Source organism: Halomonas sp. AOP7-E1-9 (genome assembly GCF_052376035.1).
Lineage (GTDB): Bacteria > Pseudomonadota > Gammaproteobacteria > Pseudomonadales > Halomonadaceae > Vreelandella > Vreelandella citrativorans.
In genome coordinates this window covers 52,939-78,624 of the sequence record NZ_JBQSVC010000004.1, presented here as the reverse complement: position 1 = coordinate 78,624, position 25,686 = coordinate 52,939, and the positions used below count along the sequence as shown (strand labels likewise).

Genomic DNA, 25,686 nt, shown 5'->3' with positions numbered 1-25,686 from the left:
TTCAAGTCTGCTCATGTGTCATTTTTAGTCAGTTATGGTGGTCCCTTATACACGATCAGCGAGCATGATTGGCACGCGGGATTTGTTTTAAGTTGTTTATTAATAATAAATATTTTTTTATTTTTGTTTTTTGGCATCACATCTGCATTAAGTTGGGCAAGGAAGATTACCGCAGGAAATGGTACGCCAGGAAGGCACTTCCTTAAGGTAAGCGGTATCAACAGCGATCGAGGAGAAGGAACATGATGTCCAAGGAACTACTCAAGAAAGCTGGGATTTTAGGTGTAACATTCGGTTTACTGGCAAGCCCCTTCGCTTTTGCCCAAGAACCAGTAGACCCGAGCCACGATATTACTGCTGATGAAGAACCCGTGCAGCCGCAATCATCTGGTACAGGTGCAGGTGGTGATGCATCTACCTATGATGCAGACGAGCTCTCAGATATGAACGGTGAAAGCGCAGGCGATACTACTCGCCCCGGTGCAGGTTCTTCTCAACATAAAACTCATAATGAGTCGATGGATGGCGGTCCAACGGGCGTAACAGGTGGCGGCGATACGTCATTTGAGCCGAGCGACCTGCCTGAGCAAAATAGCTCTGTGACCACTGGTCAAGATCAGTGACCAGCGGTTTAAACACTCAGCGCTAAAAATTTGTACTACAGTTTAGGAACGAGCACGGGATAAGGATGTCCCATCGCATGGATGCTCACCGATTCATGGATTGAATCAAGCGACAATCAGAGCGTTAGTCAGGGTAAATTCCAAGGTTGGAGTCCCGCAAAAGGAGTGGAAGCTAGCGCTAGATATTGTCCATAGATGCGAGGTTAGGGCCCTGCCATGGCAGGGCCTAATCTTGTTATGTAGCCCTTGATGAGCCGTCGTGTTTGGCTGGTTTTAAAACTGAACCTTTCCTATCTACGTTTTTTTAACATTACCCTCGCTCAAATAGTTTTTTCACGATTCTCTTGTCCCACGGCGTGATGACCCCTTTCATGCTTTTTAAACACAAAGGTTGATAACGAGCTTTTTAGCTTGTTCACCATGGTGCTGTGCCAACACTAAAAAAATGTTAGCTTGTTATTTACTTGGATAGCTTTATTTGTGTGGTCGTGTTTAAAAATATTTTTAATCATTCAGCATTTCATGAATTTGGGATGTTTGGGCACTTGGACCATAATCTTGCAGTCAAAGGCACTGATCGCTTCTCACCCTTCAGTGCAATGGTATTTACGTTAGTGTGATAATAGCCAAGACAGGTGAGCGGCACCCCACATCAGGAGAGCGTTATGTCATTTAAAGCAGTTTTAAAAACGGTAGGTATTTTAGGTATTTCTATCGGTTTGATTGCAAGCCCGCTAGCTTTTGCCCAAAGCTCTATTGAGCGTACTAAAGATCGTGCAGTCGGCAGCGATGTCATCGACATGCCGCAATCCACTAGCACGTCTAGTCCTCACTACTCACCCAGTGAGCTTAACCATAGTCAGCGTGATCATATGAACGGCAACTATGCACCGTCAAGCCAGCTGCAGCGGGATCAGGATGGCACCCAGCGTCGTAACACCCATTCGTTCGAATCGACCGAGTTAAATCACAAAGAAGGCGATAGCCTGGACTGGTAAACCACTACTGAAAGCATTAAAAACCCCGTTAAAGCGGGGTTTCGCGTCTAAAAGCGTAGAAAAAAGCATGGCTTTTCAGGTGTTATGAGGGCCGCTGGATCGTAAGCTCATTTGCCGTACGATAATATTGGTCCCACATGAGTACGGCTCCCGCTACGGCCCCCGGAATCAGAAAAAGATTGGCAAGCGGTATCCAGGTAACCAGAGTCACGAGCCCGCCGTAGCTGAGGCTTTGCCACCAGCGCCTGGAAAGCCGTTGACGCATATCCTTGAACGAGACTTTATTATTATCCATAGGATAGTCCAGATAGGTAATGGCCATTACCCATGCGGAGAACAGCCCCCATAGAATCGGCGCAAAGAGGTTGAGCCCTGGAATCCAGCTGATGATAAAGAGGGCAATGGCGCGTGGGGCGATATACGCGAGTTTGACCAGCTCTCGGCCTAGCGCATCAAGCGCCGTTTTGGTCAGCCCGCGATCATCCAGCGGTATACGGCCTGTTTCTTGAATTTCCACTTTAGCCGCTAAAAAGCCGTAAAAAGGCGCCGCAATAAAGCTTGTGATCAGGGTAAAGGTGAAGAATACAATGACAATAAGGCTAACCACAAACAGCGGCCAGATCAGCCAGGAGAGCCAATCCAGCCAAGCAGGTACTAATGTCATCCAGTGGTCAATCCAGCCTGAAAAGCGCGTAATCACAAAGCTGAACATGGCGGCATAAACAATAATATTGACGAGGATAGGAAGAAAAATATAACGCCGCAGGCCTTTTTGATAGACCAGCCGCGTACCTCGGCTAAGCGCTGTTATTGCATCCAACATTCAAGCAGTCCTCATCAATACAAACGTCCAGGCGGGTGTCCGCCCAGACGTATTGCAAGAGGAAATGCCTCATGGGTCAAGGCTTTTTCGTTACCTTCTGGTCGACGGTGTCCAGGTCGCTATGTCGAATATCGAGCCCCTTCACGAGATACACAACGTACTCTGCCAGGTTGTCGGCATGGTCGCCGACGCGTTCCAGCGCGCGCAGCACCCACATAATGCTGAGTATTGAACTAATTGAGCGCGAATCCTCCATCATGAAGGTCATCAATGAGCGCATGGCACTGCCGTACTCATCATCGACCGACTCATCTTCACGCACTACCTTCATCGCCAAGTCGGTATCGAAACGGGCAAAGGCTGTCAGCGCATCGCGCAGCATTTTACGTACATGCTCACTGATATGGCGAACTTCAATTAAGCCACGAACCGTGCTGGTGTTTTCGCTGAGCAGGATTGCATTACGCGCAATCTTGCTGGCTTCATCGCCGATACGCTCAAGATCTGAAGTGGCACGAATAACGGCAAGCACCAGGCGTAAGTCTGATGCTGCAGGCTGGCGGCGTGCCAATACACGGGTGCACTCTTCATCAATTTGCAGCTGAAGATCGTTCACTTGCCGGTCGTTATCGCGCACTTTTTCAGCCAAGCGGGTATCGTTTTCCAGCAGGGCGAATACGGCATCCTGCACCTGTTTTTCCACCAGGCCGCCCATGGCCATCAGGTGGGTTTTTAGCTCTTCCAGCTCCTGGTTGAACTGGCGCGAGATATGCTGGCTGTGGGTATCGCTCGTAATATCCATTGAGCACTCCTGATGTTGGGTTAGTTAGGCCTGATGATTGACGACTACGTCATGCGGCCGGTGATGTAGTTCTCGGTGCGCTGTAAACGCGGATTAGTGAAGACCTGGTCGGTAGGGCCGTACTCAACCAGCTCTCCGTTGTGTAGAAAGGCCGTATAATCGGAGACCCGTGCGGCTTGCTGCATATTGTGGGTGACAAGGATAAGGGTTAGCTGTGATTTAAGGTTACGAATCAGCTCCTCAATCTTCAGCGTTGAAATTGGATCAAGCGCTGATGCCGGCTCATCCAGTAGTAGCACATCCGGTTGAACGGCTAGCGTTCGAGCGATGACCAAGCGCTGCTGCTGACCACCTGATAGCTGCCACGCCGAACGATGCAGGCGGTCTTTTACCTCATCCCATAGGGCTGCTGAGGTCAGCGCCCACTCGATAATGTCATCGCGTTGCCGCTTGGGTAGGCGATGCTGTAAACGCAAGCCAAAAGCGACGTTTTCATAGATCGACATGGGAAACGGATTGGGCGTTTGAAACACCATGCCTACCCGGCGGCGTAGCTCGGTCACGTTCATCTGCGCGGCGTAAATATCCTGCCCTTCAAGCTGAATATGCCCACTGTGTTCCACGCTCTCGTTAAGATCATGTAACCGGTTAATGGCACGTAGCAGTGTTGACTTGCCACAGCCAGAAGGCCCAATAAAGGCCGTTACCCGGTGGCGTGGCACACTCAACGTTAAATTACGCAACGCCGATTTCCCCGCATAGGCGAGGTTAAATTGGTCGATACTCAAGGCGCAGTGCTCGGATGAAAAGTGCGTCACCGGCGCCTGTGGGGCATTGGCTATATCTAATGACGCTAGCATTCGCTTCCTCGTTGGCGCCTAAAATAATGACGCAGAAATATGGCAGTTAGGTTAAGCACCAAAATAATAACCACTAAAAGAAGCGCCGTGGCGTAAACCAGAGGCATAGCGGCCTGTACATCTTCGCCATGAAAAGCAGTATCAAATAGATGATAGCCAAGATGCATAAATTTGCGCTCCAGGTGCACATAAGGAAACTCACCGTCGACCGGCATTTGCGGAGCTAACTTGGCAACCCCCACCAGCATAAGCGGAGCGACTTCGCCTGCGGCGCGGGCGATAGCGAGAATAACGCCAGTTAGCATGGCAGGAGTAGCCATGGGCAGGACAATACGCGTTAGCATTTCCAGACGGGTGGCCCCCAGCGCTACTGCCCCCTCACGCTGGGCATCGGGAATGCGAGCAAGCCCTTCCTCGGTGGCCACAATCACGACAGGAAGCGTCAATAGCGCGAGCGTTAAAGAGGCCCATAAAAGACCGCCGGTGCCGAACGTTGGCGAAGGCAGTGTATCGCTGAAGAACCAGCTATCCAGCGTGCCGCCAATGCCGTAAACGAATACGCCAAGGCCGAATACGCCGTACACAATGGAGGGAACGCCCGCCAAATTGCGTACGCCAATGCGCACTAACCGGGTAAGTCGGTTTTGATGAGCAATTTCATTAAGATAAATAGCGGCCAGTACGCCAAAGGGGGTGACGATTACGGACATTAAAATGACCATCAGTACAGTACCGAAAATAGCCGGCCATACGCCGCCACTGGTATTGGCCGCACGCGGGCCCTCGCTTAAAAACTGCCAAACGTTAGTGCCCCAAGTGTGCGTTTTTTGCCACCAGGACATGGCATTAGGCGCCAGTGCCTGGCTGACGCTGTCCAGAGGTTGGCGTAACGTCTCGCCCTGTGCCGTGACCAGCAGCAGCTGCCCCGGCGGGCGCTGATTAGCCGGTAGGGTAAGTGCATTGTTTAAATAGTCCCACGCTTCGCGGCCATGCAGCGATTGCTGGTCAGTTTCTACTGCGGCCAAGCGACCAATAAAACTGCCCCACGGAGCACGTTCCAGGCGGATCAGGTCGTGCGGTGTTGTACGTGAGGTAATATCGTCGATATCTACCCAGTGCCAGCTGACGCCGTCTACATCACGGTTACCTTTAAAATAGAGGCGCTCAACCCCGGCTTCCTGAGGCAGCGGCGTTTCGCGAATAGCTTGCCCTGCAACAACGCTACCCGAGCGTAGTGTTATCTCTTCAAGCGTGGCGGGCCAAAAATGGCCTAACCCACGAACAAGCAATAGTGTAAGTAACGCGCTTAACATTAAAAGTGATAAGGCAACGCTAGCGGCGCATAGCCACGGCCATAGTTTATCGAGCCGATGCCTGGGAGCGGCGGCGAATAGGCGGCTCATTAGTAATGCCCTGCTTTATGGTAGCGGCGGCGCATACGTAAGCGCACTGCCTCGGCTAGGGTATTTACCAAAAACGTAAATAGAAACAGCACCAGCGCCGCTAGAATCAGGTGATGATAGGTAAACCCGCCGTGGGAGGCTTCAGGGAGCTCAATCGCAATGGCGGAGGCCATTGAGCGCATGCCTTCAAAGGGGCTGGCGCTCAGCAGAGCGGTATTGCCGCTGGCCATTAACACAATCATGGTTTCACCTACCGCACGACCCATGCCTATCATCACTGCAGAAAAGATGCCCGGTCCCGCCGCCGGTAGCGCGACTTTCCATAGCGCCTGCCAGCGGCTGGCCCCGAGCGCTTGGGCGCCTTCCATCATGGAGAGCGGGACGTCGGCAAGGGCATCTTCGGCAAGAGAGTAAATGCTGGGTATTACTGCAAAACCCATGGCGATGCCTACAATCAGCGCATTGCGAGTGGCATAGTCCATGCCCCAGCGCTGTTCTAACCAGCGGCGCAGATCGCCGCCCAGAAAGAGTTGCTCCAGCAAGGGCGTAAACCACACTGCCAGCGCCACCATGCCGACAAGCCAGGGTACAAGCCATAGCCCGGCCCAGGAAAACGGCAGCCGCCGATGCCAGCGAGACGAGGCCATGTGCCAGAGTACGCCCGCAAGCCCCGCGCTGATTGGTAGCCATACCAGCAGCACCAGCGTACTGGCCAGGTTTCGCTCCACCCATGGAGCAAGTACTAAACCGGCAATAAATCCCACTACCACGCCGGGCATTGCCTCCATCATCTCAAGAGTCGGCTTAATCCGGCTGCGCAAGCGTGCTGACATGAATAACGCCGAGTACATGGCGGCGCCTAAGGCGATAGGTAGCGCGAAGAGCATCGCCGCCAAGGCCGCTTTAAGCGTTCCCCATACCAGTGGCGAGAGCTTATCGAAGGCAAAGGTCTTATCCAATGCCAACAGCGGCAGCGTTTCCCAAAATAGAAACACGCCAATCGCCAGAATCGCGAGCAGCACCGCGATGCCTCCCGCCGTAATAAGGCCGGTGGCGACACGATTTTTAAACTGGCGTAGCGGCTGGTAAGAAGCAGGAACGCGAGGTGGGATCATATCAACATCATAGGGAAGGCATGGCCGTCGCGAAGATGGGTTGCATGGTGAGTTCTCCTTACTCTAAGACACTTTTATGACAATTGGATGATAGTGAGCTACCAGTGTTGCTGATTTGCGAGTTCATCATCGGGCAGCGGTACAAAACCCGCCGCACGGGCAATTTGCTGGCCTTCTTCCGATAGAATAAACGCTAAAAATGCCTGCTCGGCGGCGGGTAGTGACTCATCTGGCGGCAAATTAACGTAGAGGTAAAGGTCGCGTGATAGCGGGTACTCGTTACGCTGAACAGCCTGCTCGCTGGGTGCGATTTCTTCCCCCTCCTCGGTAACAAAGCGCAGCGTATGTACCATCGGTGTCAGGTGATTATATCCGGCATATCCCATGGCGTTGGGTGACTCACCCACGGCCGCGACAACAGCAGAAGAGCCCGGGTGCTCGCTGATGTCGCGGCGGAATTGGCCATCACACAGCACCTCGTCCTGAAACAACCCATAGGTGCCCGATGCCAGGTTGCGCCCATGTAGGGCGATATTTCCATAGGGCCACTCGCGTGTGGCGGCCAATTCGCTCCAGCGTCTTATCGGCTTATCGGCGCCGCACGCTTGGCCGGTGGAAAAAATGGCATCGGCCTGTTGGCGCGTAATGGCCCGCAAGGGGTTGTGACGATGAACGACCAGAATAAGCGCATCTCTGGCCACCTTAAGCTCTAGCGGTGGATAACCGTAGCGATCGATAAACGCTTGTCGCTCTTGGTCATTCATGGGGCGTGACATGGGGCCAAGCCGTGCAGTGCCCGCCGTAAGCGCTGGCGGTACGCTGGCCGAGCCAGTAGCCTGAAACTGCACGTTAATCTCTGGATAGCGCACGGCTAGCGCCTCGCCCCAGCGCAATATGAGTCCGGCCATGGTGTCGGAGCCAATCGCACTCAGGGTGCCGCTAATCGGTTGTGGTTGCCCCCAGGCAGCTGATGCGAATAGCATTAGTACCGTGGTAAGCGTAAAACACAGGCGATTTTTCTTCCCTGACGACCAACCAATGCGCTTCAAACGTATGCCCTCGTATGATTAACTAATGCCTTATATTGCTATGCAGCAACCACACAACAATAACCCTATTAAGCGACCGACTTATGACACTTTTAGAAACCGACCTGGATGATGCTCCGGCCCCCCAAGGTCTGCTCACACTCAAATTACTGGCTTCTCGACAGGATACCAACCTTTACGGCGATATTTCGGGCGGGTGGCTGGTTAATCACATGGATCAGGCGGCAGAACTGGCAGCCGGTCGTGAGGCCGGCGGGCGTACTGCGACAGTGGCCATCGAATCGATGGATTTCTTAAGCCCTGTGCGCGTGGGCTCCATGGTGAGTGTTTATACTCATGTACAGGAAATTGGCCGCAGCTCTCTTAAGATCGATGTCGAAGTATGGGTGCGTATCCCTCATGGGCGGCGCCTTGAAGAGCGCCAAAAAGTCACTGAGGCGCGTTTCGTCATGGTCGCTATGGACGATAATGGTCGTATCCGTGCCGTGCATGGTTAAGGCCTGCTGACCCTTCATCAGATGGCACAATGGTTTGCAAAAAAAGGGCGCCTGGGCGCCCTTTTTATCAACCGTGGGTAGCGATTAACCGCCAACGGCATCACGACCTTTCAGGTAGGCATACTCGCCGATATCACTGAACGGGCGGATAAGGTTCTGGAAGTTAGCGTACGACTCATAAATGCGCCGTGAGTCTTCATCGCTCTCAACCTGGTTTTGAATCACGGCTTGTGAGGATTCGTAGAGTGCCTGAACAACATCGTCGGGGAATTCGCGTAGCTGAACGTTATGTTCATCAACCAGAGTCTCTAGCGCCTGCGCGTTGCGGTAAGCGAACTCCGTGTACATGGCCAGGTTGGATGCACGTGCTGCTTCGCGAATAACGTCCTGCAGATCTTCTGGCAAGGCATTCCAGGCATCCAGATTGATCATTGTCTCGACGGTTGCGGTCGGCTCGTTCCACACCGTGGTGTAGTAGTAGTCGGCCACTTGATGCAGACCAAACGCCATATCGTTGTAAGGGCCTACCCAGTCGGCGGCATCCAGAACACCCGTTTGCATCGAGGTGAAAATCTCAGAGCCTGGCATATTCACGGTGCTGACACCGATGCCGTTCATGGCTTCACCGGCAAGTCCTGGCAAACGCAGTTTAAGGCCCTGCATGTCGTCCAGCGAGTTGATCTCTTTCTTGAACCAGCCCGCCATTTGAGGGCCAGTGTTGCCCACTGCGAACGGCTTAAGATTATGCTTGGCGTAAACCTCGTCCCACAGCTCCTGACCACCGCCGTGATACAGCCACGCATTCATCTCAGTCGTTGACATGCCAAAGGGCACGGCGGTAAAGAACTGGGCAGCCGGGAGCTTGCCACGCCAGTAATAGGGCGTGGAGTGGCCCATCTCTGCCGTTCCAGCCGATACCGCATCAAACACTTCCAATGCAGGTACCAGCTCGCCTGCGCCGTGTACGCGGATTTTCATACGGCCGTTGGAGAGCTGCTCAACGCGGCGAGCGAAGTCGTTGGCGCCCGTGCCTAGCGCCGGGAAGTTCTTCGGCCAAGAGGTCACCATGTCCCAGGTATACGTTTCATCTGCATGCGCGGTCGCTACAAAGGGGGCGGCAGCGACACCGGCAGCACCTAAGCCAGCGGTTTTTAAGAATTGGCGGCGTTGCATGGCGGCTATAACTCCGAATAAATACGATTATTATTGCGTTACGCGTGAGCGTACGTGTCCGCTCGCCAGTATGCGCTAACCCGGTTTTATTGGGCAACCTGTTAAGACACTTCCCCTTAACATAGGCGTTACAGCGGGATTAGCTTGGCAAACCCCAGCACTAGCCACTTAACGCCCTCGCCTTCAAAGCTCACTTGTACTCTGGCGCGTGCGCCTTCGCCTTCGGCATTAAGAATAATGCCTTCACCGAAGACGGCGTGGCCAACACGTTGGCCCACATGCAGGGCAGGTAAATCGCCATCGCTTTCAACACGCTGCTGCGCAAAGCTGGTGCGGGCGGCGGTCACCGGGCGTGAGATATGGCCGCGCAGGCGAACCTCTTCAAGCAGGTGCGGCGGTAATTCACGCAGAAAGCGCGAGGGGCGCGGAAACACCTCTTTGCCGTGTAAGCGGCGAGTTTCTGCGTGGGTCAGGTAGAGTTTCTGCATGGCGCGGGTAACGCCCACGTAGCAGAGCCTGCGCTCTTCTTCCAAACGCCCCGGCTCTTCGAGCGACATTTTATGCGGGAACAGCCCCTCTTCCACACCGGCAATAAATACCACCGGAAACTCGAGGCCTTTGGCAGAGTGAAGCGTCATTAACTGTACGCTATCTTCAAACTCTTCAGCTTCATGGTCGCCCGCGTTAAGCGCCGCCTCGGAAAGAAACGCTTCCAGAGCGGCCATGCCTTCGCCCGCCTCGGGCGTTTCAAACGCATCACCCTGGGTAAAGGCTCGGGCAGCAGTGACCAGTTCTTCGAGGTTTTCGACCCGCGCTTGGCCTTTCTCTCCGCGCTCACTCTTATGGTGCTCAATCAGGCCCGTATGCTCGGTGACGTGGTCGATAATTTCGTAAAGGGTTAAGCCTGCCGCGTCGTTATCCAACTGCTCTATCAGGTTGGCAAACGTCTGTACCGCATTGGCCGCACGGCCCTTTAACGTACCGTCCTGAAGGGCATCATGCAGCGCCTGCCAAAGTGAAATACTCTGTTCGCGCGCGCGCAGGCGCAGAATTTCCACGGTACGTGTGCCAATGCCGCGGGTTGGCACGTTGATCACGCGTTCAAGCGAGGCGTCGTCATCGCGGTTAAGCAGTAAACGTAAATAGGCGAGGGCGTTCTTGATTTCCAGGCGCTCGTAGAAGCGGTGGCCGCCGTAAATGCGATAAGGCATGCCTTGACGAATCAGCGTCTCTTCCAACAGTCGCGACTGAGCATTGGAGCGGTAGAGAATCGCAATATCACGGCGGTTAACGCCTTCATCGACCTTTTCTTTGATAGTGTCGACGATATAGCGCGCCTCTTCCAGGTCGTTAAACCCGGCATAGACGGAAATAGGCTCGCCCTCGATACCATCGGTCCACAGGTTCTTGCCCAGCCGGTCACTGTTATGACTGATCAGCGCATTGGCAGCATCCAGAATGGCACTGGTTGAACGGTAGTTCTGCTCAAGACGCACCGTCTGCGTTTGTGGGAACTCCTCCTCAAACCGGCGAATATTCTCGACCTTGGCGCCGCGCCAGCCATAAATGGATTGGTCGTCGTCGCCCACTGCGGTCATGGGGGTTTGCATGCCGCTCAGCAGCTTTAGCCAGGCATACTGCAAGGTGTTGGTGTCCTGAAACTCATCCACCAATATGTGCCCAAAGCGCTCACGATAATGATTTAAAAGCGCCGGGTTATCCCGCAGAAGCTCAAGACTTCTAAGCAGTAGTTCACCGAAATCCACCAGCCCGCCGCGTTCACAGGTCAATTGATAGCGCTCGTAAAGCTCTACCATTTGCGCCATGTAGGCATCGCCGTCAACGTTCACCTGATGCGGGCGTAAGCCCTCTTCCTTGCAGCTTGAGATGAACCCCTGGACCTGACGCGGCGGAAAGCGCTCATCGTCAATGGCGTAATCCTTGAGCAGCCGCTTCACCAGCCGGAGCTGATCATCGGAGTCAATGATCTGGAAGTTTTGCGGTAGCCGAGCGTCCTGCCAATGGGTTCGAAGCAGGCGGTGAGCAATAGAGTGGAACGTGCCTACCCAAACATGGCGCAAGGAGATTCCCTGCAGGGCTTCAAGGCGCGTGCGCATCTCGCGGGCAGCCTTGTTGGTAAAGGTAACTGCCAGTAGCGCATAGGGCGACAGGCCCTCTGCTTGCATCAGCCAGGCAATTCGGTGAACCAGTACCCGGGTTTTACCGGAGCCTGCACCGGCCAGCACGAGAAGATTGCCCTGAGGAGCGCTGACTGCCTCACGCTGGGCTGTGTTGAGCTGATCGAGTATCGCCGTGACGTCGTCCATAAAAGCCGCTGCCGGATCGAAAAGGGGCGGCTAGTTTAGCACAGCAGGCGAACTGGCTGTGCATACAGGCGTTAGCGTACGACGATTTAGTTGTCTTCAGGGTAGCGCAGGGTGTTCAGGCTTTTCTTCACCGATTTAAGCTGCTCAGCCAGTTTGGGGCCGCGGGTTTTGGCAACGCCTACAGCGAGCACATCAATCAACACCAGGTGGGCGATGCGAGAGCTGAGTGGTGTGTAGATCTCGGTATCTTCGTGAACATCAATATACAGCGGCAGGCTGACCTCTTCTGCCAAGGGGGAACCGCTGGGGCACAGGCCAATCACTGTAGCGCCCGCTTCACGGGCCAGGCGCACGCTGGCGACCAATGCTTTGGTCCGGCCCGTTTGAGAAATAGCCACCACCACATCGCCCTCTTTAAGGGTCACTGCCGACATGTTCTGCATGTGCGGGTCCGCATAGGCCGATGTAGATATCTGTAAACGGAAAAATTTGTGCTGCGCATCAAACGCGACAGCGCCTGAGGCGCCAAAGCCGTAAAACTCCACCCGATTGGCCATCGTCAGCGCATTAACCGCTTGGCCCAGTGCGTCGTTATCGAGCCGGTCACGTACCGAAAGCAGGGTGCCGACCGTGGAGTCAAAAATACTGTGTGAGAACTCAGCAACGGAGTCACTATCGTTCATTGAGAACTGCGCGAATTGGCTGCCAGACGCCAGCATTTGCGCTAACTGCAGTTTAAAATCCTGAAAGCCATTGCAGCCCAGGGCGCGACAGAAGCGCACCACGGTAGGCTCGCTAACGTTGGCTTCGGTGGCGAGGTCAACGATCCGCATGTGGATAACCTCGTCAGGATTACGCAGTACAAAGCGTGCCACTTTTTGTTCGGAGCGGCGAAAGTGCTCCATGCGGCGTCTCATCTCATCGAACAGGGCGCGACTCACGTTCAGCTCCTCGATTATCCAGTGCGCGCGTTTTGCACTGCGCGCTTTGCTGTATTTGTCAGCATTTGCCACAGTATGCCTGAGTGATGGCATAAAAGGGCAGCGAAACGATGTTTAGGCGTTCGTTTAAAAGGCGTTAACGCATTTCGCCAGGTTTCGTCATCATACTGTCAAGTAAGGTATAGTAAGAAGTGAAGTGTCGCACTGCATCATTCAACAGTCGCCACAGATGCAGGTGGACGAAGACATATTCACCTAGAGGCACGTCGATCATGAAAAACGTCGAACGAATTACCTCGGTCAAAAGCGAGTTGCTGGATATTTTTATGGGCATGGAAGTGGATGAGCATGCTCAGCGCCAGCGTAGCGCCGCACAACGCAATTTACGGGCTCGCCGAGGGATTGAACTGCATCGGGAGTTTCAGAAGTTATACCGGGATATCGCCCCCCTGCCAGACGATGACGAACGGCAAGAGAGCGAGTTGCACTAACGGCATGTAGCTCGGTGTTTAAGCAGTACCCACATGGTGCTGCCCTGCCAAGCGGCAGGGCGTAGGCATCGCTAGATCAAGCCGGTCAGGAATACGATAATCACACCGAGTGGCGCCACGTACTTGGCGAGTAGATTCCACAAGGTGAAATCGTAGATATCTAACCGCAGCTCCTTGCGCGCTTCTTCTTTGTCCAAACAGAGCGAGAAGAAGATAATCGCGCCCAGACCCGTCAGCGGCAGCAAAATCTTGCTGGTGAAGGTGTCGAGGAAGTCAAAAATGTTGAGGCCGAATAACAGTACCTCGGACCACACATTAAATGACAGCAGCGCCGCCACACCGAGTACCCACACCGCAATACCGCTCGCCAGTGTCGATCCTACCCGGCTCAAGGGCGTGCGCTCTTCGATTGTCTCAACGACCGGTTCCAGCAGCGAGATAGCCGACGTAATGGCGGCAAACGTCAGCAGCAGGAAGAACATCAAACCGAGAATAGTGCCGCCCGCCATGTTGCCAAAGGCCAGAGGTAGCGTTACGAAGATGAGTCCTGGGCCTTCGCCTGCGCTTAGCCCGTTGGCGAACACAATGGGGAAAATCGCAAGACCTGCAAGCAGGGCAATGACCGTATCCAGGATGATAACGGTACGCGCTGTGCTAATCAGGTTGACGTCTTCGCCCAGATAAGAGCCATACGCCATCATGATGCCCATACCCAATGATAGGGTGAAGAAGGCTTGGCCCATCGCCGCTAGTACGACACCACCGTCGAGTGCACCCCAGTCAGGGCTGAACATGAACGCAAGTGCTTCACCGAAGGAGCCGCTTGTTACGCCATAGCCGACCAGAATCAAAAGAAGCACGACCAGCGCAGGCATCAGAAGTCGTGAAGCGGCTTCAAGCCCCTTGGTCACACCACGCGCCACGATACCAATGACCAGCACCATGAACGCGGTGTGCCAAAGTAGAAGCGTTGTAGGGCTGCCCAGCAGGTCGCCAAAAATAGCCCCGACGGCATCAGCATCCTGACCGTTAAACGTCCCGATCACCGACCCCAGCGTGTAATTGAGTGACCAGCCGCCGATAACACTATAAAAAGATAGAATTAAAAAGGCCGCCAGAACGCCACTAATACCGATAGTTGCCCAAGCCCTGGAGCGTCCGTGACGCGTGGCAAGGTCGGACATGGTGTTAATCGGGTTTTTCTGGCCCCGGCGACCAATCATCCATTCCGCTACCAGAATGGGCAGGCCAACCAGCGTTACGCATGCAAGATAGACCAGAACAAAAGCAGCGCCGCCGCTTTCACCGGTCATATATGAGAAGCGCCAGATATTCCCTAAGCCTACCGCTGAACCGGCAGCTGCAAGCACAAAGCCCATACGCGATGACCATTGTGCATGTGCAAGTTTTGCCATACATCACCTACTGTTGGTTGAATTGTAATAAGCCGCTATGCGCCCCATTTACGCATGTTCGAAAAGCACAGACGGCTCTGCGCTTTTCAAAGAGTATGCGCAATTTATCCGATCAAGAGGCCCCGTGCCAGTTAGGTTAAATTAATATTAGCTTAAAACAACAGGTTTTGTGCCTCACCTGGAAAGTCGCTAAGCGGGGGTAGGTCGGCAAGTTCGCCAAGCGCATTGTATAGCTGGCGTGCCATCTCGGGAGACTCGTGATTATCAGCAGTATGCACAAATAAGAAAGGGGTTTTCCCCTGACTTATCCACAGGTGGAGGCGGGCTTTCCAAGGGGCGAAGTAGTGCGTATTAATCGTTTTGTCAATATGGCCAATAAAGCGAATGACCGGAAAATTACCTGTGGAAAGCACGTGTAACGGGAGTTTCGGCTTTTCCTGCTGAGCATGGGCAAGCCCCGCGTGGCCCTCGACAGGGGTTGAAAAGACAGGGCGTACATCCAGCATTACACGGTTGGCACAATAAGTTATCAACAATTGGTTAAGCGCTTTTTCAGCTGCGCCTTTGTGGAAAAAAACAGGATGACGAACTTCAACCGCGCATGGTAAGTGAGCGGGCCAGGCAGCCAGTAAGGACTCTAGCTTTGGTAGCTCATCCGCCCCGAAATCCCGCGGTAGCTGCACCATGGTAGGGCCAAGACGATCATGCAGTGGCTCAAGTGCGGCTAAAAAGGACCAGACATCATCCAAATGGGTAAGCCGCTGGTCATGGGTGATACTGGCAGGTAATTTAAAACAGAAGCGAAAATGAGCAGGTGCCTGGCGAGCCCAAGCGGCAACGGTTTCGGCCTTTGGCGCACCGCTATAAAAGGTCGTATTGCCTTCCACGCTTGAAAATACGCTGGCATAGTCGCTGAGCAGATCTGTCTTGGCGTGGCGGGCATACAGGCTGCCTTGCCAATCCTGGTTGGCCCACATGGGGAGGCCTAGGTAGAGGGGGAGGGTCATGGGGCAACGAGCCTGCTGCATTTATAAAGCGTACTAATGTAGCATGAATAGATGTTTTAACGCCGCCGTATAACGGGTCGATAGCCCTCAATAACAGACAAGGAAATCCAATGCCGACTACGCCACGTGTCCTGGTGCTCCATGGCCCTAATCTTAATTTGCTGGGTGCTCGGCAACCGGAAATCTACGGTGCTGCAACGCTTGATGACGTCAACAGTCTGTTACTTGAAAAGGCGACGACTGCGGGGTGGAAAATTGACTGCCTGCAGAGCAATCATGAAGGCGTGCTGATTGATGCCATTCATGCGGCAAGGCTGGATGGAACCCTAGCGATCATTATCAATCCAGCCGCCTATACGCATACCTCAGTAGCCATTCTGGATGCGCTCAACGCTTTCGATGGGCGGGTCATTGAAGTGCATATTTCCAATGTGCATAAGCGCGAGAGTTTCCGGCATCACTCCTATATTTCGCTGCGCGCGGACGGTGTGATTGCGGGGCTAGGCATACAGGGATACTTGGCGGCAATGGATGCTGTCGTGAATGGCGTTTGTTAAGCGAGTTTGTTGGCTGGTGCTATCGCAGCCAGTCTTGGGTGGGCGTTTTAACCGGGAATGTGTGCATGCTTTGGAAGGTCGTGATCAGTGTAAAAACAGATAGCGAGCCTGTCATACCGCTGGGTATGACAGGGAACGTTATTGATCCTACCAAAATGATCTGCAGACTCACGTCCTCGCTTGTTGGCCAGCTTTTACCTAACACTCAATCGCATTAACCGCCAAACCACCCTTGGACGTTTCCTTGTACTTGTCCAGCATGTCTTTGCCCGTATCACGCATAGTGCGGATAACCTTGTCTAACGAGATAAAGTGGGTGCCGTCACCGCGCAGGGCCATTTGAGCGGCGTTAATCGCCTTGACGGTGGCAATCGCGTTGCGCTCGATGCAGGGCACCTGAACCAGCCCGCCTACTGGGTCGCAGGTCAAACCGAGGTTGTGCTCAAGACCTATTTCAGCCGCGTTTTCGACCTGCTCAGGCGTAGCGCCCATGACCTCGGCCAAGCCAGCGGCGGCCATGGCGCACGCTGAGCCCACCTCGCCCTGGCAGCCCACTTCGGCGCCGGAGATGGACGCATTTTTCTTGCACAGAATACCGATGGCACCGGCGGCAAGCAGGAAGTCCACCACATTGCGGTCATTGGCACCTGCCTGGAACTTCATGTAGTAGTGCAGCACGGCGGGAATAATACCCGCCGCCCCGTTGGTTGGGGCGGTGACCATGCGCCCGCCGGCAGCGTTCTCTTCGTTCACCGCCAGGGCAAAGATATTGACCCACTCCATGGCGGAAAAGGTTGTGGCGATCAGGCAGTCGTTCTGCTCAGCCGCCTGCAAGCGCTGATGCAGCTGCCTTGCCCGGCGTTTGACGTTAAGCCCGCCGGGCAGCACGCCTTCGTGGGTCAGGCCGTTATCGATGCACTCGCACATGGCCTGCCAGATGCGCCACAGCTCGTCTCTCACTTCCTGCTCGCCGCGCCAGGTTTTCTCGTTCTCCATCATCAGGCGGCTGATGCTCATGCCTTCGCGCTTACAGATGGCGAGTAGCTCTTCGGCGGAGTTAAAGTCGAAGGGGATCTCGGCGGTGTCCATATCTTCAAGCTTGGCATCTACCTGGTTTTGGTCAACCACAAAACCACCGCCTACCGAGTAGTACGTATTGGCGGTCAGCAGGCTGCCATCTTCGGCAAAGGCGCAAAGTTTCATGGCGTTTGGGTGATGGGGCAGGCTCTCTTCATGAAAGATAATGTCCTGGTCCCATTCAAACGTGACATCTTTCTGGCGCCCCAGCGATAGGCAACGCGTCTCTTTCAACGCCGCAATCGAGGTGTTGATAATCGATGGGTCGATAGTGTCCGGGCGTTCGCCCAACAAGCCCATGATAATGGCATGGTCGGTTCCATGGCCGATGCCCGTGGCGGAAAGCGAGCCATACAGATGCACTTCCAGGCGGCTCACCTGGTCGAGCAACTGGCTATCGCGCAGAACGGCCGAAAACTTGAAGGCCGCCATCATGGGGCCGACCGTGTGTGAGCTGGAGGGGCCGACGCCAATTTTGAAAAGGTCGAAGACACTAATAGGCATGGAAGACCTCTGAATGGGAAATAAAAAGTCGACTCACCCAACGTTGGACAGGGGAATCGCGAATTAATGCCGCGTAACCTGGTCCTGGCGTCGATTAATGAGCAGACTTGATGATTGTTCTGTGGATGAAAGGAGTAGCGTCAAGCAAGCGCGGCTAGTTGCCAAATACCACCGTGCGCCCATTGTGCAGAAAGACTCGCCGCTCAAGGTGATAGCCAATAGCGCGGGCGAGCGTCAGACACTCTATATCGCGCCCTTTGGCGACCAGGTCCTCAGGGTAGTGTGCATGATCAACTGGCTCCACTCCTTGAGCAATAATCGGCCCCTCGTCCAAGTCGTTATTGATGTAGTGCGCCGTAGCGCCTACCAGCTTAACGCCTTTTTCGTAGGCCTGGTGGTAGGGCTTGGCACCTTTGAAGCCCGGTAGTAGTGAGTGGTGAATGTTGATGGCTCGCCCGCTCAAAAGCTCGCACATGCTCGGTGACAATACCTGCATGTAGCGCGCCAGAATTACTAGCTCCGCCCCGGTACTCTCAATAATCTCGAGTACCTGGGACTCCTGCTCGGTCTTGGTCTCGGGCGTGATAGGCAGATGATAGTAAGGCAGGTCATGCCAGCTCGCTAAGGGCTCAAGATCCGGGTGATTGGAGATAATCGCCTTGATATCCAGTGGCAGTTGCCCGGTACGGTAGCGATAGAGCAGGTCGTTTAAGCAGTGATCTGCCTTGGATACCAGAATGACCGCACCCGTGCGCTTGGCGGGAGGGGTCAGCTCAAACGTCATACCGAAATCGGTGGCGCGCGGCAGAAAATTCTCCTGAAACGCCTGCTCATCAAACGCTTCTCGCTCGGGACGAAACTCCGCTCGAATAAAAAAGCGTTCACCCAGCCGATCATCAAATGAGCTTAGCTCGGTGATATAGCAGTGCTGCTCTTTTAAAAAGCGGGTCACCACATCGACCGTGCCCAGAATGCTGGGGCATTGGGCGGCAAGTATCCAGGTATCCGTCATTCGGCTCATGGCGCTTCTCTTTCATCAGCTTGATCAGCAGTCAGGGCAGGCCGGTGGTACCGGCCTGCCGGCTTATTATTGTGTGTCGATACCATATTCCGCCGAGGCGTCGAGCAGCCAACGGTAGCAGTAGTCGGCAAAGCTGCGGCGCACCACCAATTCCCAGTGTGTCTCGGAAGGGCGGCGCAAAATCACGGTGGCCTTGGCAAACATGGTGGTTACCCCCTTGCCCACGGTAAATGTGCTGGGATGTACGTCATAGGAGACCGACTTCATCAGCACCTCGCGGGCGTTGTCGCCGCTTAGCTTTAGCACTGTCTGGCCGCCGCTTGCATTGACGATGCTCACGTGGGCATCGCCCAAGGCCTGGCGCAGCGCACTTTCTAGCGCGCCCTCTTCGCCACCCGGCACAATCACTAGCCACTCGTCGGGCGAGAGCCACTGGATAGTGCGCTCGCCGCTATCGTCGTGTTCCAGAGCATTGGGCTTGGCTGGTAGGCTCATGCCCAGCGTGGCACGAACCGCTTCATCGAGCACGATGGCCCCGCCGCGCAGCACCAGGTGGCCCAGCAGTGCTTTTTCACGCAGGACAACGCCTGCCTGACCGTTAGTGCGGGGCGCCGGGTGCTGCTGGTAGCTCCACGCCAGAGGAGATTCGACCTGCGGATTGCCGTCGGGCACGGTGTTGAACTCGCAAACGTTAGGTACACTCGCGTTAGACATGCTGGCGCTCTCCTTTTGGATCGATGAAGACAGGGCTTACGATTTCAGCTTCATGCACTGTGCCATCGGTCATGGGAATATAGACGGTCTGCCCCATCCGCTCGTGACCACCCATTACCACGGCAAGGGCGAAGCCGTGTTTGAGCGAGGCGCTGTAGTAACTCGACGTTACGTGCCCCTTCATGTCCATAGGGATCGACTGCTTGCCGTCAAAGACGATCTGCGCGCCTTCCTCCAGTACCACGCTTGGGTCTTTGGGTTTCAGGCCGACAAACTGCTTGCGGTCCGTACGGCGGGTATCGGGGCGTGACAGGGCTCGCTTGCCGATCCACGGGAAGGGCTTGTCGTAGCCGATCGCCCAGCGCATTCCAAGATCTTCCGGCGTCACCGAACCGTCGGTATCCTGGCCGACAATGATCAGGCCTTTTTCCGCACGCAGGACGTGCATGGTTTCGGTGCCGTAAGGCGTCAGGTTGTACTTTTTACCGTGCTCGAAAAGCTTCTTCCAGACGTGCATGGCGTAGTTGGCTTGCACGTTGATCTCGAACGCTAGCTCGCCGGTGAACGAAATGCGGAAGATGCGCGCGGGCACCTCGGCGACCGTGGCATCGCGCCAATCCATGAACTTGAAGTTCTCTTTATCAAGATTCATGTCGGTCAGCTCGGACAAAAGCTTGCGGGCGTCCGGGCCGGTCACGGTCATGGTTGCCCAGTGGTCGGTCACCGAGTTGAAGTAGACCTGAAGCTCCGGCCACTCGGTCTGGTGCCACAATTCTAGCCACTCGAGCACGCCTGCCGCGCCGCCGGTGGTGGTGGTCATCAGGAAGTGGTTATCACCCAGGCAACTGGTGGTACCATCATCCATCAGCATGCCGTCGTCTTTACACATCAGGCCGTAACGCACGCGGCCAGGGGCGAGCTGGGCCCACTTGTTGGTATAGACGCGACCCAGGAACTCGCGGGCATCCGGGCCTTGAATATCAATCTTGCCAAGCGTCGAGGCATCCAGAATACCCACGCCTTCGCGCACCGCCAGGCACTCGCGGTTGACTGCATCGTGCATGGTTTCTTTCTTGCCATTCACGGTGCGGGGGAAGTACCACGGGCGTTTCCACTGGCCGACATCCTCGAACTCGGCGCCGTTTTCCACGTGCCACTGGTGCAGCGCGGTGTAGCGCTCAGGGTCAAACAGCTCGCCGCAGTGACGGCCAACGATGGCGCCAAAGGTCACCGGCGTATAGTTGGGCCGGAACACGGTGGTGCCTACTTCGGGAATCGAGCGTTTCAGACAGCGTGCAGCAATCGCCATGCCGTTGATGTTGCCAAGCTTGCCTTGGTCGGTACCAAAGCCCAGCGCGGTGTAGCGCTTGACGTGCTCAATGGATTCAAAGCCTTCGCGGGTGGCAAGCTCAATACCCGCCGCGGTGACATCGTTTTGCAGGTCAACAAACTGCTTGGGCGCGCGTAGGGCGCTCTTTTCATGCGGCACTTGATAAAGCGCGCAGGAAGGCGCATCACGCCGCGCTCGCGTGGCGGGTAGGGCAGCTTCCTCGGCGCTGTTAAAGCCGCTATCCAGCGCTGCCTGACACCCAATGCGAGCGCCATCGGCAAGCGTTTCGCCGAGGGCATAATAGCCCGCCACGCCGCCAGCCGACTGCATGCCCTTGACCGTGCCGGGCACAAAACCTAATAGCTCTTCGTCCCATGCCGGGCGTGTGCCGGTGTGTGAGGAGAGGTGGATCACCGGGCTATAGCCGCCGGAGGTGGCGATGGTATCGCACTCAAGCTCTTCGGCTTTGCCGGTCACCACGAAACGCTCAAGATCAACGGCCGAGACGCGTGCGCCGGTAACACGCTGATTACCGCGTGCTTCGATGACGGCACTGCCAGTGATCACGCGAATACCGCTGTCGCGTGCCTGGCGAACCAGGTCGCCATCAGGGTTGGCGCGGGCATCGACAATGGCGACGACCTTACGTCCGGCTTCTTTCCAGTCGAGAGCTGCGCGGTAAGCGTGGTCGTTGCTGGTGGAAAGCACCAGGCTGTTGCCGGGCACCACCGCGTAGCGGCGAATATAGTTGGAAACGGCGCCTGCGAGCATGGTGCCCGGCAAGTCGTTGTTGGCGTACACCAAGGGGCGTTCGTGGGCGCCGCTGGCCAGCACCACTTGGCGGGCGCGCACGCGGTGAAGACGCGCACGTGATTCACCGGGGAAGCCCGCTTCACGGGCGGTATCGGCCATATGCTCGGTACGCCGCTCGTGCAGCGTGACAAAGTTGTGGTCGTGATAGCCGTTGGCGGTGGTGCGTGGCAGCAGCGTCACGTTATCCATCGCGCCAAGCTCTTTTACTGTTTGCTCAACCCAGCGCGTCGCTGAAACGCCATCCAGGGTTTCGCGGCTATCCAGTAGCGAGCCGCCCATCTCTTCCTGTTCATCACACAGGATCACACGCGCACCGGAACGCGCGGCAGAAAGCGCCGCGGCAAGCCCCGCTGGGCCCGCGCCGATCACCATCACATCGCAGTGGTGATGCATGTGATCATAAATGTCCGGATCGGACTCGGTCGGTGCACGACCTAGCCCCGCGCCCATGCGGATATACTTCTCATAGGTCATCCACATTGAGGCAGGGGCCATAAAGGTCTTGTAGTAGAACCCTGGCGGCATAAAACCACCGCCCAGCTTGCCTACCCAGCTCATTACGTCACGCTGAACGTTGGGCCAACCATTGGTACTGCGCGCCACCAGGCCGTTGTACAGGCCCTGCTGGGTAGCGCGGACGTTGGGCACTTGGGTGTCATCCTTGGCGCCCAACTGAACGACGCCATTGGGCTCTTCGGCACCGGCGGCGACAATGCCGCGAGCGCGTGAATACTTGAAGCTACGGTTGACGATATTCACGCCGTTGGCGAGCAGTGCCGAAGCGAGCGTGTCGCCTTTCAGACCCTGGTAACGCTGACCGTTAAAGGTGAATTCAAGCACTTGGGAACGATCGACACGCCCACCGGCATCAATACGATTTTTCTGGGTCATGACGAGGCCTCCTCATTCAGTGCTTTGTTTTCAGGCCGTGCGCCCACGGTCTGCCAGCCGCCATCGGCCACCTGACCACCTTGTTCGTGACGAGCATCGGGCGTTGCCGCCGTAATGCTTGGCTGCTCACCCATGGGGTAGGTTTCGAGAATTTCGTAGGTCACCGTATTGCGGGTGATATTGAAGAACTTGCGACAGCCCACCGAGTGCACCCACATTTCGTGGTGAATGCCGCGCGGGTTGTTGCGGAAGAACAGGTAGTCACCCCACTCCTCGTCGCTGGTGTTGTCCGGGTCGGAAGGGCGCATCAAGTGGGCCTGGCCGCGAGGGTGGAACTCCTCTTCCTCGCGGTGCTCCTTGCAGTAGGGGCAGAAGATATAAAACATGATGGGCTCTCCTCAGTGCGCCACGCCAGCGGCGCCGTGTTCATCAATCAGCGCACCGGTATTGAAACGGTCGATGGAAAAAGGCGCAGCGATGGGGTGCATTTCACCCTTGGCCAGGCTTGCGGCGAAAACATGCCCGGATCCGGGGGTCGCCTTGAAACCACCGGTGCCCCAGCCACAGTTGAAATACAGACCTTTAACCTTCGTTTTGGACAGGATCGGGCAAGCATCCGGGCAGGTATCGACGATGCCGCCCCACTGGCGGTTCATACGCACCCGAGAGAACATCGGGAACATCTCGACGATGGCCTGAAGGGTGTGCTCAATGGTCGAGTAGCTGCCGCGCTGGCCGTAACCGACGTAGCCGTTGATGCCCGCCCCGATGACCAGGTCGCCCTTGTCGGACTGGCTGATGTAGCCGTGAACGTGGTTGGACATGGTGACGGTATTGAGGACCGGCTTGAGCGGCTCGGACACTAATGCTTGTAGCGGATGGGATTCCAACGGCAGCTTGATGCCCGCCATGTTAGCCAATACGCCGGAGTTGCCCGCCGCCACGCAGCCCACGGTATTGGCTTCGATATCACCGCGGTTGGTGTGGACGCCCAGCACCTTGCCATCGCGAATCTTGAAGCCGGTGACCTCGGTATTTTGCAGAAGATCCACGCCGAGAGCATCGGCACCACGCGCATAGCCCCAGGCCACCGCATCGTGGCGCGCCACGCCGGCACTCTTCTGCCAGGAAGCGCCCATGATCGGGTAGCGGGCACGGCTGGAAATATCCAGTTGAGGCTCGATCTCCTTGATCTGTTGCGGAGTGACTACCTCGCTGTCGATACCGTTCAAACGGTTAGCATGAACGCGGCGCTGAATATCACGCATGTCCTGCAGGGTGTGGCCCAGATTGAGTACACCGCGCTGGGAAAACATCACGTTGTAGTTCAAATCCTGGGAGAGGCCCTTCCACAGATCCAGCGAGTGGTTGTAAAGCCGCCCTGATTCATCCCATAGATAGTTAGAGCGTACGATGGTGGTATTACGTGCGGTGTTGCCGCCGCCCAGCCAGCCCTTTTCAACCACGGCGACATTCTTGATGCCGAACTCTTTCGCCAGGTAGTAAGCAGTGGCTAGTCCGTGACCGCCACCACCGACAATGATGACGTCGTAGCGCTTCTTGGGCTCAGGGTTGCGCCACTGGCGCTCCCAGTTTTCGTGATGTCCAAGCGCATGTTTGACCAGTCCGAAGCCGGAATAACGTTGCATAAAGTTTCTCCTTGATCGGCTCCGCGGAGCCGGCTGGCGGCTATCGTCAGGCGATTGAGGCGCTATCGGCTACGTGCTCACTGGTGGTTTGGGCTTGGCCATATACCGGGTAGTGGGCACACAGGTCGGCGACGTTTTCACGTACCTGGTTTTCTACGTCAGTGGTGTCCTGCTGGTCGGCCAGTACGTCAAGAATGTCGCAAATCCAGCCTGCCAGGTGCTCACAGTCTGCCTCAACCATTCCGCGGGTGGTTACCGCCGGAGTGCCAATGCGCAGGCCCGAGGTAACGAAGGGGCTTTGCGGGTCGTTGGGCACGGTGTTCTTGTTGACCGTGATATGCGCGCGCCCAAGGGCTGCGTCGGCATCTTTACCGGTAATGCCCTGTTTGATCAGCGAGACCAGGAACAGGTGATCGTCGGTACCGCCGGAAACCACATCAAAACCACGCTCAACGAAGATGCGCGCCATCGCACGGGCGTTGGCGATAACCTGACGCTGGTAGTTAACGAAGTCCTGGTTCATGGCCTCTTTGAACGCCACCGCTTTGGCCGCGATCACATGCATCAGCGGGCCGCCCTGCTGGCCGGGGAATACCGCGCCATTGAGCTTCTTGTAAAGCGTCTCGTCGCCATCGGCGGAGAGAATCAGGCCGCCGCGCGGGCCGCGCAGTGTCTTGTGGGTCGTGGTCGTCACGACATGGGCATAGGGCAGCGGGCTCGGGTAGAGACCAGCAGCTACCAGGCCCGCTACGTGGGCCATATCGACCATCAGATAGGCGCCGACTTCATCGGCGATGTTACGGAAACGGCGCCAGTCGACCACGCGTGAATAGGCCGAGAAACCCGCAATGATCATTTTCGGCTTATGCTCTCGCGCCAGCCGCTCTACTTCGTCGTAGTCGATTTCGCCGGTGCCTTCGACCAGGCCGTACTGGATAGCGTTGTAGTGCTTGCCCGAGAAGTTGGGGGCTGCACCGTGGGTCAGGTGGCCGCCGTGGGCCAGGCTCATGCCCAGAATAGTGTCGCCAGGACTTACCAGCGCCATGAATACCGCCGCATTGGCCTGAGCGCCGGAATGGGGCTGTACGTTGGCATAGTTGGCACCAAACAGGCTGCAAGCCCGCTCGATAGCCAGCGCTTCCACCTTGTCGACGAATTCACAGCCGCCGTAATAGCGCTTACCGGGATAGCCTTCGGCGTACTTGTTAGTCAACTGGGTGCCTTGCGCTTCCATCACCAGCTTGCTGGTGTAGTTCTCAGAGGCGATCAGTTCGATGTGGGCTTCTTGACGCGCTGTCTCTTCAGCGATTGCCGAGGCAAGGGCCGTGTCGTAGTTGGCCAAGCGGGCTTCGGGAGAAAAGTTATTGTGAGTCATCTGGGTCTCCAGGCTAGTCGCTTATATTCGGTCTGGGAGTTTGTTAGCGTCAGGAATGGCATCACCATTCACGCTATCGTGCCGCGATAGTATCGCTGGGCTTGCCCCCCAAGATGCTTACCGACGTCACCGCTCGGCGTATTTGCGACATTGACGTGAATTTTTTATGGGCCTTTATAAGGCGTCGCTCATTTATTGCTCGACGTCGTTTATAAGTAATTGCGGGTAGGC

The 25,686-nt window shown here is 55.7% G+C and carries 23 protein-coding genes; 5 read left to right on the top strand and 18 right to left on the bottom strand.

What is annotated here, in order from left to right; genetic code table 11:
- Positions 1-242 precede the first annotated feature (242 nt).
- Positions 243-623 (top strand): hypothetical protein, encoded by a 381-nt coding sequence (locus tag ACT3R4_RS03875; protein WP_441676529.1) that lies wholly within the window; start codon positions 243-245, stop codon positions 621-623.
- A gap of 665 nt (positions 624-1,288) precedes the next feature.
- Positions 1,289-1,621, top strand: a complete 333-nt coding sequence (locus tag ACT3R4_RS03870) for a hypothetical protein (protein WP_172116776.1) — start codon at positions 1,289-1,291, stop codon at positions 1,619-1,621.
- An 82-nt stretch (positions 1,622-1,703) separates the two neighbouring features.
- Here ACT3R4_RS03870 and cysZ read toward each other — a convergent pair whose 3' ends face one another.
- The 6 genes from cysZ to ACT3R4_RS03840 form a co-directional block, all read right to left on the bottom strand.
- Entirely contained in the window at positions 1,704-2,444 is a 741-nt protein-coding gene (cysZ, locus tag ACT3R4_RS03865) for a sulfate transporter CysZ (protein ID WP_172116799.1), read from the bottom strand.
- 76 nt (positions 2,445-2,520) lie between these two features.
- Positions 2,521-3,246 (bottom strand): phosphate signaling complex protein PhoU, encoded by a 726-nt coding sequence (phoU, locus tag ACT3R4_RS03860; RefSeq protein ID WP_172116800.1) that lies wholly within the window; start codon positions 3,244-3,246, stop codon positions 2,521-2,523.
- A 44-nt stretch (positions 3,247-3,290) separates the two neighbouring features.
- Positions 3,291-4,106, bottom strand: a complete 816-nt coding sequence (gene pstB / locus ACT3R4_RS03855) for a phosphate ABC transporter ATP-binding protein PstB (RefSeq protein WP_192526819.1) — start codon at positions 4,104-4,106, stop codon at positions 3,291-3,293.
- Complete coding sequence (gene pstA / locus ACT3R4_RS03850) at positions 4,100-5,509, bottom strand: phosphate ABC transporter permease PstA (protein ID WP_441677714.1); 1,410 nt, start codon at positions 5,507-5,509, stop codon at positions 4,100-4,102. The genes pstB and pstA overlap by 7 nt, the downstream gene beginning before the upstream one ends.
- Positions 5,509-6,624 (bottom strand): ABC transporter permease subunit, encoded by a 1,116-nt coding sequence (locus tag ACT3R4_RS03845; RefSeq protein ID WP_441677715.1) that lies wholly within the window; start codon positions 6,622-6,624, stop codon positions 5,509-5,511. Before ACT3R4_RS03845 ends, pstA begins: the two co-directional genes overlap by 1 nt.
- A 98-nt stretch (positions 6,625-6,722) precedes the next feature.
- On the bottom strand, positions 6,723-7,673 hold the full coding sequence (locus tag ACT3R4_RS03840) for a PstS family phosphate ABC transporter substrate-binding protein (protein ID WP_441677717.1): 951 nt from the start codon (positions 7,671-7,673) through the stop codon (positions 6,723-6,725).
- An 83-nt stretch (positions 7,674-7,756) separates the two neighbouring features.
- Here ACT3R4_RS03840 and ACT3R4_RS03835 point away from each other — a divergent pair, with 83 nt between their 5' ends.
- The gene (locus ACT3R4_RS03835) at positions 7,757-8,170 is read left to right on the top strand and encodes an acyl-CoA thioesterase (protein ID WP_441677719.1); all 414 of its coding nucleotides are present in this window, start codon (positions 7,757-7,759) and stop codon (positions 8,168-8,170) included.
- Between the two features lie 84 nt (positions 8,171-8,254).
- Here the strand turns inward: ACT3R4_RS03835 and ACT3R4_RS03830 are convergent, their stop codons facing one another.
- From ACT3R4_RS03830 to hexR, 3 genes are all read right to left on the bottom strand, one after another.
- Positions 8,255-9,343 (bottom strand): TRAP transporter substrate-binding protein, encoded by a 1,089-nt coding sequence (locus ACT3R4_RS03830; RefSeq protein ID WP_087110321.1) that lies wholly within the window; start codon positions 9,341-9,343, stop codon positions 8,255-8,257.
- A 128-nt stretch (positions 9,344-9,471) separates the two neighbouring features.
- On the bottom strand, positions 9,472-11,670 hold the full coding sequence (gene uvrD / locus ACT3R4_RS03825; RefSeq protein ID WP_441677721.1) for a DNA helicase II: 2,199 nt from the start codon (positions 11,668-11,670) through the stop codon (positions 9,472-9,474).
- Positions 11,671-11,756: 86 nt separating this feature from the next.
- A complete protein-coding gene (gene hexR / locus ACT3R4_RS03820) occupies positions 11,757-12,611 on the bottom strand; it encodes a transcriptional regulator HexR (protein ID WP_172116806.1) in 855 nt (284 codons plus the stop codon).
- 272 nt (positions 12,612-12,883) lie between these two features.
- Here hexR and ACT3R4_RS03815 point away from each other — a divergent pair, with 272 nt between their 5' ends.
- The gene (locus ACT3R4_RS03815) at positions 12,884-13,102 is read left to right on the top strand and encodes a PA3496 family putative envelope integrity protein (RefSeq protein WP_087110325.1); all 219 of its coding nucleotides are present in this window, start codon (positions 12,884-12,886) and stop codon (positions 13,100-13,102) included.
- A gap of 71 nt (positions 13,103-13,173) precedes the next feature.
- Here ACT3R4_RS03815 and ACT3R4_RS03810 read toward each other — a convergent pair whose 3' ends face one another.
- Together ACT3R4_RS03810 and ACT3R4_RS03805 are read right to left on the bottom strand one after the other, a co-directional pair.
- A complete protein-coding gene (locus tag ACT3R4_RS03810; protein ID WP_441677723.1) occupies positions 13,174-14,517 on the bottom strand; it encodes a sodium-dependent transporter in 1,344 nt (447 codons plus the stop codon).
- Positions 14,518-14,669: 152 nt separating this feature from the next.
- Complete coding sequence (locus ACT3R4_RS03805) at positions 14,670-15,524, bottom strand: DUF72 domain-containing protein (RefSeq protein WP_441677725.1); 855 nt, start codon at positions 15,522-15,524, stop codon at positions 14,670-14,672.
- A 110-nt stretch (positions 15,525-15,634) separates the two neighbouring features.
- On the opposite strand from ACT3R4_RS03805, the gene aroQ reads away from it, so the two are divergent.
- On the top strand, positions 15,635-16,081 hold the full coding sequence (aroQ, locus tag ACT3R4_RS03800; RefSeq protein WP_172116809.1) for a type II 3-dehydroquinate dehydratase: 447 nt from the start codon (positions 15,635-15,637) through the stop codon (positions 16,079-16,081).
- A gap of 198 nt (positions 16,082-16,279) precedes the next feature.
- On the opposite strand, the gene ACT3R4_RS03795 is transcribed toward aroQ, so the two are convergent.
- From ACT3R4_RS03795 to glyA, 7 genes are all read right to left on the bottom strand, one after another.
- Positions 16,280-17,662, bottom strand: coding sequence for an L-serine ammonia-lyase (locus ACT3R4_RS03795; protein ID WP_441677727.1), 1,383 nt, complete (start codon positions 17,660-17,662; stop codon positions 16,280-16,282).
- 154 nt (positions 17,663-17,816) lie between these two features.
- On the bottom strand, positions 17,817-18,683 hold the full coding sequence (purU, locus tag ACT3R4_RS03790; RefSeq protein WP_441677729.1) for a formyltetrahydrofolate deformylase: 867 nt from the start codon (positions 18,681-18,683) through the stop codon (positions 17,817-17,819).
- Between the two features lie 66 nt (positions 18,684-18,749).
- Entirely contained in the window at positions 18,750-19,397 is a 648-nt protein-coding gene (locus tag ACT3R4_RS03785; RefSeq protein ID WP_441677731.1) for a sarcosine oxidase subunit gamma, read from the bottom strand.
- On the bottom strand, positions 19,390-22,431 hold the full coding sequence (locus ACT3R4_RS03780; RefSeq protein ID WP_441677733.1) for a sarcosine oxidase subunit alpha family protein: 3,042 nt from the start codon (positions 22,429-22,431) through the stop codon (positions 19,390-19,392). The genes ACT3R4_RS03785 and ACT3R4_RS03780 overlap by 8 nt, the downstream gene beginning before the upstream one ends.
- A complete protein-coding gene (locus ACT3R4_RS03775; RefSeq protein WP_172116814.1) occupies positions 22,428-22,817 on the bottom strand; it encodes a sarcosine oxidase subunit delta in 390 nt (129 codons plus the stop codon). Before ACT3R4_RS03775 ends, ACT3R4_RS03780 begins: the two co-directional genes overlap by 4 nt.
- A 12-nt stretch (positions 22,818-22,829) precedes the next feature.
- The gene (locus ACT3R4_RS03770; RefSeq protein ID WP_192526867.1) at positions 22,830-24,080 is read right to left on the bottom strand and encodes a sarcosine oxidase subunit beta family protein; all 1,251 of its coding nucleotides are present in this window, start codon (positions 24,078-24,080) and stop codon (positions 22,830-22,832) included.
- A gap of 46 nt (positions 24,081-24,126) precedes the next feature.
- Positions 24,127-25,455 carry a serine hydroxymethyltransferase gene (gene glyA, locus ACT3R4_RS03765; protein ID WP_192526868.1) on the bottom strand — a complete coding sequence of 443 codons (1,329 nt, stop codon included), beginning with the start codon at positions 25,453-25,455 and terminating at the stop codon, positions 24,127-24,129.
- Positions 25,456-25,686: the final 231 nt, after the last annotated feature.